This is a genomic window from Nosocomiicoccus sp. HMSC09A07, assembly GCF_001808485.1.
GTDB classification, from domain to species: domain Bacteria; phylum Bacillota; class Bacilli; order Staphylococcales; family Salinicoccaceae; genus Nosocomiicoccus; species Nosocomiicoccus ampullae_A.
Window position 1 is genome coordinate 193,494 of record NZ_KV793627.1, and the last position, 13,446, is coordinate 206,939.

The 13,446-nt window shown below is 35.1% G+C and carries 13 protein-coding genes; 9 read left to right on the top strand and 4 right to left on the bottom strand.

Annotated features, from left to right (window positions below; genetic code table 11):
* Nucleotides 1-61: 61 nt before the first annotated feature.
* From HMPREF3177_RS01770 to brnQ, 6 genes are all read left to right on the top strand, one after another.
* Complete coding sequence (locus HMPREF3177_RS01770) at nt 62-730, top strand: response regulator transcription factor (protein WP_068130063.1); 669 nt, start codon at nt 62-64, stop codon at nt 728-730.
* A gap of 23 nt (nt 731-753) precedes the next feature.
* A complete protein-coding gene (locus tag HMPREF3177_RS01775) occupies nt 754-2,079 on the top strand; it encodes a sensor histidine kinase (protein WP_246827349.1) in 1,326 nt (441 codons plus the stop codon).
* 95 nt (nt 2,080-2,174) lie between these two features.
* A complete protein-coding gene (locus tag HMPREF3177_RS01780; protein ID WP_070456580.1) occupies nt 2,175-4,955 on the top strand; it encodes a 2-oxoglutarate dehydrogenase E1 component in 2,781 nt (926 codons plus the stop codon).
* Nucleotides 4,956-4,971: 16 nt separating this feature from the next.
* Nucleotides 4,972-6,198 carry a 2-oxoglutarate dehydrogenase complex dihydrolipoyllysine-residue succinyltransferase gene (gene odhB, locus HMPREF3177_RS01785; protein ID WP_070456583.1) on the top strand — a complete coding sequence of 409 codons (1,227 nt, stop codon included), beginning with the start codon at nt 4,972-4,974 and terminating at the stop codon, nt 6,196-6,198.
* Between the two features lie 46 nt (nt 6,199-6,244).
* Nucleotides 6,245-6,445: a DUF6501 family protein gene (locus HMPREF3177_RS01790; protein WP_040928100.1), complete on the top strand. Its 201-nt coding sequence runs from the start codon at nt 6,245-6,247 to the stop codon at nt 6,443-6,445.
* A gap of 134 nt (nt 6,446-6,579) precedes the next feature.
* Nucleotides 6,580-7,917: a branched-chain amino acid transport system II carrier protein gene (brnQ, locus tag HMPREF3177_RS01795; RefSeq protein WP_070456585.1), complete on the top strand. Its 1,338-nt coding sequence runs from the start codon at nt 6,580-6,582 to the stop codon at nt 7,915-7,917.
* A 30-nt stretch (nt 7,918-7,947) separates the two neighbouring features.
* Here the strand turns inward: brnQ and HMPREF3177_RS01800 are convergent, their stop codons facing one another.
* Both HMPREF3177_RS01800 and HMPREF3177_RS01805 read right to left on the bottom strand, forming a co-directional pair.
* Complete coding sequence (locus HMPREF3177_RS01800; protein WP_070456588.1) at nt 7,948-9,099, bottom strand: toxic anion resistance protein; 1,152 nt, start codon at nt 9,097-9,099, stop codon at nt 7,948-7,950.
* Nucleotides 9,086-9,802 carry a 5-bromo-4-chloroindolyl phosphate hydrolysis family protein gene (locus HMPREF3177_RS01805; protein ID WP_070456591.1) on the bottom strand — a complete coding sequence of 239 codons (717 nt, stop codon included), beginning with the start codon at nt 9,800-9,802 and terminating at the stop codon, nt 9,086-9,088. The genes HMPREF3177_RS01800 and HMPREF3177_RS01805 overlap by 14 nt, the downstream gene beginning before the upstream one ends.
* A 115-nt stretch (nt 9,803-9,917) precedes the next feature.
* On the opposite strand from HMPREF3177_RS01805, the gene HMPREF3177_RS01810 reads away from it, so the two are divergent.
* A complete protein-coding gene (locus HMPREF3177_RS01810; RefSeq protein ID WP_068130041.1) occupies nt 9,918-10,214 on the top strand; it encodes a DUF1033 family protein in 297 nt (98 codons plus the stop codon).
* A 106-nt stretch (nt 10,215-10,320) separates the two neighbouring features.
* Nucleotides 10,321-10,521, top strand: a complete 201-nt coding sequence (locus tag HMPREF3177_RS01815) for a cold-shock protein (protein ID WP_070456594.1) — start codon at nt 10,321-10,323, stop codon at nt 10,519-10,521.
* Between the two features lie 56 nt (nt 10,522-10,577).
* Here HMPREF3177_RS01815 and HMPREF3177_RS01820 read toward each other — a convergent pair whose 3' ends face one another.
* The gene (locus HMPREF3177_RS01820) at nt 10,578-12,185 is read right to left on the bottom strand and encodes an ABC-F family ATP-binding cassette domain-containing protein (RefSeq protein ID WP_070456597.1); all 1,608 of its coding nucleotides are present in this window, start codon (nt 12,183-12,185) and stop codon (nt 10,578-10,580) included.
* Between the two features lie 85 nt (nt 12,186-12,270).
* On the opposite strand from HMPREF3177_RS01820, the gene HMPREF3177_RS01825 reads away from it, so the two are divergent.
* Nucleotides 12,271-13,146: a CvfB family protein gene (locus tag HMPREF3177_RS01825; RefSeq protein ID WP_070456600.1), complete on the top strand. Its 876-nt coding sequence runs from the start codon at nt 12,271-12,273 to the stop codon at nt 13,144-13,146.
* A 29-nt stretch (nt 13,147-13,175) separates the two neighbouring features.
* Here HMPREF3177_RS01825 and HMPREF3177_RS08345 read toward each other — a convergent pair.
* Nucleotides 13,176-13,446, bottom strand: a 271-nt coding sequence (locus HMPREF3177_RS08345) for an IS3 family transposase (RefSeq protein WP_168161297.1), incomplete at its 5' end; no start/stop codon positions are given.

Consider the following 13,446-nt stretch of genomic DNA (forward strand, 5'->3'; position numbering starts at 1 on the left):
ATTTTTTATGATAATTTTAGAGATAATATTCAAAATGATATAGTTAACTTGAGGTGAGACGATGCCAAACATTTTAGTTGTCGAAGATGAACAAAATTTAGCACGTTTTCTAGAGCTTGAACTCACTTATGAAGGCTATGACGTAGAAGTAACGTTCGACGGATTAAGTGGGCTAGAACATGCTTTAGACAAAGATTACGACTGTATATTACTCGATTTAATGTTGCCAGAGTTAAATGGATTAGAAGTATGTCGTAAAATTAGAAAAGAAAAAGACACACCAATTATTATGATTACAGCAAAAGATACAACATATGAAAAGGTAATTGGCTTAGATTATGGCGCAGACGATTATATCGTTAAACCATTTGAAATTGAAGAGCTACTCGCACGCATTCGCGTCATTATGAGACGCAGAAAAGTACACGAGTCGAATATATTAGAATCAAACGGTATAACAATTGATTTATCAGCATATAAAGTACTCGTCAATGAAACAGAACTAGACTTAACAAAAACAGAATTCGAATTATTACGATTACTCATTGAAAACGAGAATATTGTATTAAAACGTGAGACGATTCTAGATCAAATTTGGGGATACGATAACGAAGTTGAAACTAACGTCGTTGACGTTTACATTCGTTATTTACGAAATAAGCTCAAACAATATGACCTCGATAAAATTATCGAAACTGTTCGGGGTGTTGGGTATGTGATTCGAGAATGAAAACCTCTCTAAGATCAAGGTGGATGCGGTTAGCAATTTTGATAATCACGGGTTCTTTTATTATGTTCAGTACGTTCTTAATTTATGCAACGAGTATATATTTAAAAGATTTACAGTACCGTGCAGCTGATAGAAGTGCTGTTGAATTACATTCTTTGTATTCAACGACACCGATCAACGCGATTACTGAACGCGATATTTATACGAGTCTTTATGATAATCAAAAATTTGTACTCTTTACGATGAGCGGTGAAGAAGTGTACCGTTGGCCGAGTAAGGATCAGTCTTATAATGTACCACGTGAACAAATTATTAACCCGGATTTTTATCCGATGGAAATCAATGACAAAAAATATATCGTAAAAACTGTCATGATAGAATCAGAATATTGGAATGGATATATTGCAATCATTCACCCGATGCAAGAGTATTATACAATTTTACAAATGATAATTATTATCGCAACGATTATCGCATTTATGTCGATATCCGTGACATCTGTCATTAGTTACTTTATTTCTGGACAAATGGTACGTCCAATATACCGATTTACAAAGCAACTTCAGTACGTTGAAAATAATGGGTTTTCTGAACGTCTCGATTTACGAACGAATTTATCAGAAATTGATTACATGGTTGTTTCATTTAACAAAATGATGGATACACTTGAAGAGTCATTTAATCAGCAAAAGCAATTTGTAGAAGATGCATCACATGAACTACGTACGCCTCTACAGATCGTTCAAGGGCATTTAAATTTAATAAACCGATGGGGTAAAAATGATAAAGCGGTACTTGAAGAGTCACTTCAAATTTCTATCGATGAGATGGGGCGTATTACTAAATTAATTGAAGAATTGTTAGAGTTAACAAAAAATGAAAACAAACAAAAACTCGTCCTTGAGCCAATTGATTTAAACAATGAAATTATAAGTCGCGTCAATGCGATGAGGCAACTTCATCCGTCTTATACATTTACTACTGATTTAAAAGATGATTTATATTACGCTATAAGTCAGCATCAGTTTGAACAAATACTCGTTATCTTCCTAGATAATGCCGTAAAATACGATAATAAAAATAAATCAATTCATATCGTATCTAAACAAATGAGTAATAAAATTAAAATTGAAATATCTGACAAAGGAGTCGGGATTCCTAAAGAAGAGGTCAATAAAGTCTTCGACCGTTTTTATAGAGTCGATAAATCAAGAAGTCGTGAACTCGGTGGTAATGGACTTGGATTATCGATTGCTAAAAAAATTATTGAAGCAAACGGTGGAAACGTGTATATCACAAGTAAAATTAATGAAGGAACGACAATTCATATTGAATTTCCTTTAAAGTAAAATTATATCGCTTAAGACAGGTCATTTACTTTAAAGAATAGCTTTAAAATGGTAAACTTATAGCGAGTAACAAATACACAGAAGAGGTGTCTTATATGAAAGAGAAGGCGTATGATCACGCGCCTGTTAGTTTCGGAACAAACCTTGGGTTAATCTTAGAATACTACGATATGTATTTAGAGGACCCGAATAGTGTTTCTGAGGAGATGCAAATTTTATTTGAGTCAATTTTAAACAATGATACTCAATTTAGCGCTCCGAGAACAGGTAGCTCAAGTAGCAAATTAGAGAACATTATTAAGTGGGTAACTGATATTCGTACTTACGGTCATTTAGTGGCTGACGTTTATCCGGTGTATCCTCCTGAAATTAAAAACAAACCTGATTTCAGTTTTGAAAGTTATGGATTTACTGAAGAGGATCTTAAAAACGTTTCTGTTGAAACGATTAGTCCATATTTAGTAGATACTTTTGATAATGCACTCGATGCGATTCATCATTTAAAAGATACGTATACTTCACCATTATCTTTTGAATTCTCACACATTAACAACGAAGAAGAAAGAGAATGGTTCAAAAAGTATACAGAAACAAAAGGGCAACCGAATTATGATAACGATCAAAAAATAGCACTATTTAAAGAATTATCAAAAGTTGAAGGTTTCGAAAAATATTTACAAAAAAACTTCGTAGGAGCAAAACGTTTCTCTATTGAAGGTGTAGACTCTTTAGTACCGATGTTAAATCATCTACTTAAGAAAATGGCCGAAGATAAATTACAACACCTTCAAATTGGGATGGCACACCGTGGACGCCTAAACGTCTTAACTCACGTATTACAAAAACCATACGAAATGATGTTAAGTGAATTCATGTCAACGGACGCTATGAAATTCTTACCAACTGATGAATCTCTAGCAATTACTAACGGTTGGATGGGAGACGTTAAATATCACCTCGGTGGGGTTAAAACATTAAATGATAACGATCTTGAGCAAACAGTTACACTTGCTAATAACCCGTCTCACTTAGAAATCGTTGGACCTGTCGTACAAGGTAAAACACGTGCAGCACAAGAACAAAACGATGTAGCCGGCGAAAGTGTACAAGACAAAAATGCATCATTTGCAGTAGTTGTTCATGGAGACGCTGCGTTTCCAGCTCAAGGTGTAAACCCTGAAGCAATGAACATGAGTGACCTAAATGGTTACACTGTCGGTGGTTCTATTCACATCATTACGAATAACCGTATCGGATTCACAACAGAAGAATGGGACGGTCGTTCAACGCTTTACTCAAGTGATATCGCAAAAGGATTTGATATCCCTGTATTACACGTTAACAACGACAAACCAGAATATGTATTAAAAGCAATTGAACTAGCATTTGAATACCGTCAAACATTCAACCGTGATATCGTTATCGACCTCATCGGATACCGTCGTATGGGGCATAACGAAATGGATGAACCAATGACAACGAACCCAATGCTTTACAATGAAATTAAAAACTATCCAACAATTGAACACTTATATGGTGATCAATTAGTTGAGGAATCAGTAATTTCTAAAGACCAAAAATCAGAAATTATTGATAATGTTGAAAAAGAAATTCGTTCAGCACACGATAAAATCGATAAAAACGATACGATTGTAAGTGGTGAAATCGAACATCCTGAATTCGTGTTCGGTAAACAGAAAAACGAAGCTGACGAAACGATTACGAAAGAACGTTTAGAAAAAATTACTGAAGAATTATTAACTTATAACGGTGATTTTGAAGTATTCAAACGACTTTCTAAAGTTTTAGAAAGAAGAAAGTTAGCATTTGAAGATGACTCAGCTGGTATCGACTGGGGTCACGCTGAAGCACTTGCGTTTGCTACATTACTTCAAGACGGTACACCAATTCGCTTTACAGGTGAAGATGCAGAACGTGGTACGTTCGCACACCGTAACGCTGTGTTACATGATCCTGAAAGCGGAGAAAAATATACACCGTTAAAAAATATTAGTGACGCGAAAGCATCATTTGATATTTATAACTCACCGTTATCAGAACTTGCAGCATTAGCATATGAATATGGTTATAACGTTCAAAATAAAGACGTCTTAACAATTTGGGAAGCACAATACGGTGACTTCGTAAACATGGCACAGCCAATCATTGATACGTTTATTTCTGCAGCGCATTCTAAATGGGGAGAAACGACAGGCTTAACGATGTTACTTCCTCATGCACAAGAAGGACAAGGTCCTGAACACTCAAGTGCAAGAATTGAAAGATTCTTACAGTTATGTGCAGAAAACAACATGATCGTGGCGAACTTATCATCAAGTGCGAACTACTTCCATCTATTAAGACGACAAGCACAAAACTTAAACACTGATTTAATGCGTCCATTAGTACTTACTTCACCGAAAAGTTTACTAAGAAACCAAACAGCATCTAGACCAGTTTCAGAGTTTGTAAATGGTACATTTAAAGAAATCATTTATAATAACGAACAGCCTAAATCAGTTAAAACGGTTTTAATCGCTAGTGGTAAAGTAGCAGTTGAACTAGAAGAAAATCTTAAAAAAGAAGAAGACACTTCTAAGTTATTAATTAAATTAGAGCAACTATATCCATTCCCAGAGGAAGAAATTAAAGAAGTTCTAAGTACTCTACCAAAATTAGAAGAAGTTAGATTTGTACAAGAGGAGCCTAAAAACCAAGGTTCATATCGTTTCGTAGAACCGTACTTACGCGATCTACTCGATGACAAAATCGCTTTAAGCTATGTTGGAAGAAACGAAAGTGCATCTCCTGCAGAAGGAAACGCAGGTATTTATAAATTAATTCAAGATAGAATCATTAAAGAAGCATTGAAATAAGAGGAGAAGATAGAGAATGAGTGAAATTATCGTTCCAGAGCTCGCAGAATCGATTACAGAAGGTACGATTGCGACTTGGTTTAAAAAAGTTGGAGACAGTGTTGAAAAAGGGGAAGCTGTTTTAGAACTTGAAACTGACAAAGTCAACGTTGAAATTGTCAGTGAAGAAGATGGTGTAATTTCTGAAGTGAAAGCTGAAGAAGGAGACACTGTTGAAGTCGGACAAGTTGTTGCTGTAGTTGGTGAAGGCAGTGGTGCACCTAAAGCAGAAGACAGTAAAGCAGAAGAAGCTAAAGAAGAGAAAAAAGAAGAAGTTAAAGAAGAAACAATAGTTGAATCTAAAGAAGATTCACAAATCGTTGCAACGCCTTCAGCGCGTAAATTAGCACGTGAAAAAGGCATCGACTTAGCTGACATTAACGCTGCAGATCCAAGAGGTCTAGTACGTTCACATGACGTTAATAATCATATCAACGCACCTAAAGAAGCACCTAAGGCAGAACAAGCAAAACCAGAAGCTAAAGAACAAGCTACTTTTGAAAAACCTGTAGTGCGTGAACAGATGTCACGTCGTCGTCAAACGATTGCAAATCGTCTATTAGAAGTTTCTCAATCTACAGCAATGTTAACGACGTTTAACGAAATCGACATGTCAGCTGTTATGGATTTACGTAAACGTAAAAAAGATCAGTTTATGGAAAGAAATGACGGAACGAAACTTGGCTTCATGTCATTCTTTACAAAAGCTGTAGTCGCTGCACTTAAAAAATATCCAGCAGTTAACGCTGAAATCGACGGTAAAGATTTAGTTTACAAACAGTTCTATGATATTGCGATTGCAGTATCAACTGATGAGGGACTACTTGTACCAGTAATTAGAGATTGTGACCGTAAAAACTTTGCTGAAATTGAAAATGATATTATCGATGTTGCGACACGTGCACGCGATAAGAAATTAACGCTTGATGAAATGACAGGTGGATCATTCACAATTACAAATGGTGGAGTATTCGGTTCATTAATGTCTACGCCGATTATTAACGGTACTCAAGCTGCAATCTTAGGTATGCACACGATTCAACAACGTCCAGTAGCAGTAGATGGTAAAGTAGAAATTCGTCCAATGATGTATGTCGCATTAAGTTACGACCACCGTATCATTGATGGTGCTGAGTCTGTTGGATTCTTAAAAACAATTAAAGAATTAATTGAAAACCCTGAAGACTTACTATTAGAAGGTTAATAGAAGAGGTGCAATATGCACCTCTTTCTTTTTAAGGAGAGAATATATGTTACACGAAACTTGGAAAGATAATCATATTAAAGATGTCAAAGTCGTTCATACAGATGCAAAAAAGTTTAAAGTATCTGATATGTTAACAGTTGGTAAAACGTATAAAGTCGTTAATGAAACTGAAGAATATTTGTTTGTCATCGATAATTCTAATAAAGTCGGCGGCTATTATAAAGAATATTTTGAAGAAGTTTAAGATGTGCGTTAAGCACATCTTAATTTTTTTAAAAAAGTTTTCTGATAATTCGAAAAACATATAGACATAATGAATTAAGTCATGTAATATGTTGTTTATGCAAAAAGATAAATTAATTTTTTGGAGGTTTAGAAATGAATACTAAATATGTATTTGTCGTAGGATTCATGCTGTTCGCGATGTTCTTCGGGGCCGGAAACTTAATTTTCCCACCGTCAATCGGACATGAAAGCGGCGATCACTTTTGGATTGGAATATTAGGATTTGTAATTACTGGAGTAGGGTTACCACTCATTGCAGTAATTGCAGGTGCCATTTCAAAAGGTGGGTACGATGAGTCACTTAATCATATAAGTAAGTGGTTCTCAGTCGTATTTATGGTCGCTATCTTTTTAACAATTGGACCATTCTTTGCGATTCCGAGAACGGCAACAACTGCGTATGAAATGTCAGTATTACCATACTTAAGTGGTACAAGCTCATTAAGTTTACTCATCTTCTCGGTGTTATATTTTGTTATTGTTTTCTTAATTGTTTTAAAGCCAGGATATCTGGTAGATACTATTGGTAAGGCATTAACACCTATTTTATTAATTACTATTATTTTATTAGTCGTTATGGGTATTGTGAGCTACTTAGGTTTAACGCCAAATCCAACGGCTGGTGCATTTTTAGAAAAGAACGCCTTTTCAGTAGGATTTACAGAAGGTTATTTAACGATGGATGCAATTGCAGCACTTGTATTTAGTTTAATCGTTATAAATGCAATACGTGGACTCGGATTCACAGATAAAAAAGATTTACTTAATGGAACAATTAAATCTGCACTCATTGCCGCATCATTACTTGGAGTGATTTATGTATCACTCGCATGGATTGGTAACAGAGTTGCTTTACCTGGAGCATTACCTGAAGGTCAAAACTTAGGAACTTATATTTTAACGTTTGTAGCTGAAGATGTTCTTGGAGGATTTGGAGTATTTATACTAGCAACGATTGTATTCCTTGCTTGTTTAACAACTTGTGTCGGATTAATCGTAGCAGTTGCAGAGTATTTCAATAAATTAATCCCTAAATTAAGTTATAAAGCATGGGCAGCAATTTGGACACTCGTATCATTAGTACTTGCTAACCAAGGTTTAAGTACAATTATCCAAGGGTCAGTTCCAGTACTTATGATCTTATATCCAATCGCAATGACTGTCGTAGCGTTAGTAATTATCACGTATTTTGTACCATCACCAAAGCTTTCAATGCAAGTTCCAGTATACCTAATTTCGGTTGTTTCAATTCTTGCAGTCGTGTATCGATCAGAATATTTTGGAGTAGCAGCATTAGAAAAGCTACCGCTTCAAGTATTAGAAAGTTTACCATTATTCTCTACACAGTTTGAATGGATTCCATTATTAGTTATCGGTTATATCATCGGATATATACTCGGTTCAAAACAAGAAAAAATTGTATACGAATAGAAAAAAGGAAAGGAGGGGACTCCTTTCCTTTTATTTGTATCTATCTTTTATATCTAATAGGCGAGTTTTAAGTTCTTCTTCCATTTGAAGTAATTCTTTTTCAGCAGCTTGACGTTTTGCTTTACCTTCTGTTTGAATGCGTAACGTTTCTTCAATCGTCTCAAGTAGGTTTTCTTGCGTGTATTTAAGCGTTTCGATATCTACGATACCACGTTCGTTTTCTTCTGCTGTCATGAGTGCGTTTTGTTTTAACATCTCACTATTTTTACTTAACAATTCATTCGTCGTGTCCGTTACAGCTTTTTGTGCTTTTGACGCCGATTCTTGGTTTAATAGTGTTAACGCAATCGCCATTTGGTTTTTCCACAGTGGGATAGATGTTAAAATCGAACTTTGAATTTTTTCAGCGAGTGACTGGTTAATATTTTGAATCATACGAATTTGTGGCGCAGATTGTAACGTAATTTGTCGAGATAATTTAAGATCGTGAATACGTTTATCTAATCGATTCATGTACTGAATCATATCGTTTACATCTTGCGTTGCCATTTGATTGTTAGACGCTGTTGCGCGCTGTCTTAACTCAGGTAGTGTTTCTGTCTCAATTTCATTCTTTTTAAGCTCTGCAGCACGTATATAAATGTTTAGCGCTTCAAAATACGCTTTATTTTCTTCATAGAGATTGTCTAATAATTGAACATCTCTAACGAGTAAATCTTTTGAGTTTTCCAGTTGTACACTAATTCTATCTACTTGACTCGCAACACCTTTATGTTTAGCGAGTAATTCATTTACTGATCGATTGACTTTACCAAACATACGCTGAAATACATTCTTATTTTGCTTCGTTAATTGTTCTGGATCAATTTCTTTTAATTTACTCATCAACTGTTTTAAAGAGTCTCCAACAGGTCCTATCTCTTTAGATTGTACTTGATTTAACATATCGTGAGAAAACTGTGACAGTTGGGATTGAGCGTTCGCACCATATGAAATGAGTGCATCGTTGTCGAGTGGTTGTATTTGATTTTTGATCGTTTCTATCTGTTTTAATTCTTCTGCTGTAAATTCATCATCTTTAAATGTTGTTGTCACATTTTGTGAGTGTTCTTCTTTTTGTAACTCCGTAACGGGTTGAAAAGGGTTGTTTAATAATTCATCTTTTTTATTACTTTCTGTCAATATATTCACCTGCTTTTTCTTTCTCTTGAATCACTTTTGAAAAGTCAGGAAGGCGTTCATCTTCCTTCATTTCTAACTGTCTTTTTCTATTATTTCCTTCGGTGCGTTTTAATACATCACGCTCTATTTTAAGCCGCTCATAATCTCGTTTGTTTATTTCTGATAAATCGAGTTCTAAATTTCGTTTTAAATCGAGTAGGCGTAACCTTGCCGTATTGAGTTCAATTTTTTCTTCTTTCGTTTTACCTGGTAAACGATATAAGTCTAAATATATTTCGACCATGTTTACCGCTGAATCTAAATTAGAGTGAAAGAATTGTAAACCATTATAAAATAGTTTAGGTTCGTTTTCTACACGTTTCATAATCGCGCGTACGACTCTATTTATATCAAAGATAAGTTTAATATCATTTAAATTTCTAATCTTTTTAAAGCTATTTAAAAGCCGCTTCTGTTTTCCCTTAGCGACCTTTAACTCTTGTTTTATATATTTATATTCACTGCGTGCAAGCTCGTGTTCGTTTAAATACTTTTGTAACGTAAATTGCTGTGTTGTAACATACGTTAAGAGTGCAGCAACACTCGTTGCGATCGCTGACGTTAAAGTCGCTAAATCGAACACCATTAACGACATTAGCCACGTAATAAGCGCAACAGGACTCGCAATCAACACGCCGTACAAATGTGTGAGGTAATCCTTCATAAAACTTCTCCATTCATTTATCTCTTACTATAATTATAAGTCTTTGTCCTTGAATTTGCGAATAATAGGACTATAATAAACTCACTAGAACATTGACTTAAAATGGGGTGTTCATATGTATGAAATAGTCATAATTACAGCCGATTATGAAGGTTGGTGGTTATTTGAAGAGTGGAGGGATGATGTTACAGAGTCGTTCATATTTAATGATTATCCAACGATGAAAATAAAATATGATGAAATCTATCAATTATTACAGGACAAATATACATCCGTAAAAATCGGAAAGTATCATATCCCAGCATTTTTTAATTGTTGTGAGATTCAATACTGCGAAGATTGTGATGATGATGTACAAATATATCACTCTTTAATCGCGTTAGAAAATGATACGATATTAGAAATGAAATAAATGTTACACTTTTTAAGTAGGTCTTTACACAAACGCTTTCATTGATATATAATATGACTGTCGATATTTATTTGAATATTGAACATATTTTTGGAGGATTTTTTAAATGAAACAAGGTAACGTAAAATGGTTCAACGCTGAAAAAGGTTTTGGCTTTATCGAAATCGAAGGAGAAGATGACGTATTCGTACACTTCTCAGCAATTCAAGAGGAAGGTTACAAATCTCTTGAAGAAGGCCAAACAGTTGAATTCGAAATCGTTGAAGGCGACCGTGGTCCACAAGCGACAAACGTAGTTAAATTATAATACTAATAGCTTTCAATATAAATTGAACCTCTACCAACTGGTAGAGGTTCTTTTGTTTAATATTTGTTTAAAATACCTTTGTCAATTAAGTATTCTTCGTAAGATGTTTCTTTAGTCATTGCTCCGACTTCGTTTAGTTCAATGACTCGGTTTGCGATCGTGTTGATGAATTCAAAGTCATGTGATGTAAATAAAACCGATCCTTTAAACTTAATGAGACCATCGTTCACCGCTTGAATACTTTCTAAGTCTAAGTGGTTTGTCGGTTCATCGAGTAGTAAAACGTTCGCTTTAGATAACATCATTTTAGACAGCATTGCTCGTACTTTTTCTCCACCTGAAAGAACGTGTGCGTGTTTTTTTGCTTCTTCACCGCTAAATAACATACGTCCTAAGAAACCACGTAAAAACGTTTCTGTTTGTTCGTCTTCAGGTGCGTATTGTCTTAGCCAGTCAACGAGTGATAATTCTACGCCTTCAAAGTACTCACTATTATCTTTAGGCATATACGTCTGTGTCGTCGTTACACCCCAAATGACTTCACCTTCGTCAGGTTCAATGACGCCTGCTAAAATGTCGAGTAGAACTGTCTTTTGAATTTCACTATCTCCAACGATAACCGCTTTGTCGTTCGGGTTAATTGTAAAGTTTACATCTTTTAAAATTTCAGTTCCATCAATAGAGTGTGATAAATTTTTAACTTGTAAAAGATCGTTCCCAATTTCTCTTTCTGGCGTGAATCCAACGTATGGATAACGTCTGCTTGACGGTTTAATATCATCGAGTTCAATTTTTTCGAGCATCTTTTTACGACTCGTCGCTTGTTTCGATTTTGCAGCGTTTGCACTAAATCTCGCAATAAACTCTTTTAACTCAGCGATACGTTCTTCTTTTTTCTTGTTTTGTTCTTGCATTAACTCTTTAGCCAGTTTACTTGACTGATACCAGAAGTCATAGTTCCCAACGTAAATTTGAATTTTACCGTAATCTAAGTCTGCGATATGTGTACAGACGTTATTTAAGAAGTTACGGTCGTGTGATACGACGATTACAGTGTTTTCAAAGTTGATTAAAAACTCTTCTAACCACTGGATCGCTTTAATATCTAAACCGTTCGTCGGCTCGTCGAGCAGTAACACGTCTGGGTTACCAAATAAACTTTGTGCGAGTAATACTTTTACTTTTTGGCTGTTTTCTAGTTCAGACATCTTTTTATTAACGAGATCCTGATCAATACCTAAACCGTGCAATAAGTTTTCAGCATCACTATCTGCAGTATACCCACCTTTTTCACCATATAACGCTTCGAGCTCAGCTGCCCGCATACCATCTTCATCATTAAAGTCTGATTTCATGTAAATCGCATTTTTCTCTTCTGCAATTTGCCATAACTCTTCGTGTCCCATTAATACAACGTCTAAAACTGTCTCATCCTCGTACTGATAATGGTCTTGTTTTAAAAACGCCATACGTTCATTTGGTCCCATCGTTACGTGACCCGTTTGAGAATCGATTTCTCCAGATAAGATCTTTAAAAACGTCGATTTACCTGCACCGTTTGCACCAATAAGTCCATAACAGTTACCCGGTGTAAATTTTATGTTTACATCTTCAAATAATTTTCTATCTCCAAATTGTAAACTCACATCACTAACTTGTAACATGTGCATTCTCCTTAATTATTATTACACGTAATTATACTATACATATGCTATGATTAATATATTATAACGACGATTAGGAGATTTTATGAAGAGATTATCAGGAACGACTCAATTTTTAACGTTAGATAGAGTAGAGGGGTCAACGTTATACTTTAAAACTGAAGACGATGAAGTAATTCGTATGAACAAATCATTACAACAAGAGGAGTATGAAGTCGGACAGGACGTTGCGGTATTCATATATCCAAATACGCGTGGAGAGTTATTCGCTTCTCCAGTCATTCCAAAAATTACTCGAGACAAATTTGATTTCGTACCAGTGAGTGAAGTGACGTATGACGGTGTGTACATCGATATCGACGCACCGAAAGATTTTTTAATCCCTTATGAAGATTTACCAAAACTTAAAAAAGTTTGGCCAAAACCTGGCGATAAAGTGATGGCAACTTTACGTGTAGAAAGTGACAACCAAATATACGGTCGATTAATTACAGAGACAGAAGCAAGAGAGATGTCACAACCGTTTGATGAAGAAGCGTTTAAAACGCACCGTAACACATGGTTAAACGCAAGACCTTACCGCTTATTAAAGGTTGGTACATTCTTATTAGCTGACGATGGATACAAAGTATTCGTCCATGAATCAGAACGAAAAGAAGAGCCAAGACTCGGTGAAGCTGTAAAAGTAAGAGTCATTGGATTTAATGAGCATAACGAAATGAACGGTTCATTTATCGAAAAAGCTTACAAAAAGATAGATACCGATGCTGATGAAATTTACGAGTATTTACTTCTTAATGGCGGATCGATGGTCTATAACGATAAATCATCGCCAGAAGATATTAAATCAATATTTAACATGTCTAAAGCGAGCTTTAAGCGCGCATTAGGTAGCTTAATGAAAGATGGTAAAATTACGCAAGATAAAAAAGGCGCATACATTAAAAAAGAGCGCGAATGATGTGCTACCCAAAAGTTGGACTTTTGGAATTAAGCAGATTGTAAGGTATGTTTCCTGAATTCTTCAGGAGACATGCCTTTTAATTTTAGCTTAATTCTATCTTTATTATAGTATCTAATATATTCATGTACTGCGATTTCTAATGCTTCATATGTCTTGAACACTTCTCCATAAAACATTTCTTGCTTTAATAAACCGAAAAAATTCTCCATCGGTGAGTTATCTAAACAATTTCCTTTACGTGACATACTCATTGTTGCACCATGTTCTGTTATGGTATTTCCCCAACTACTATGCTGA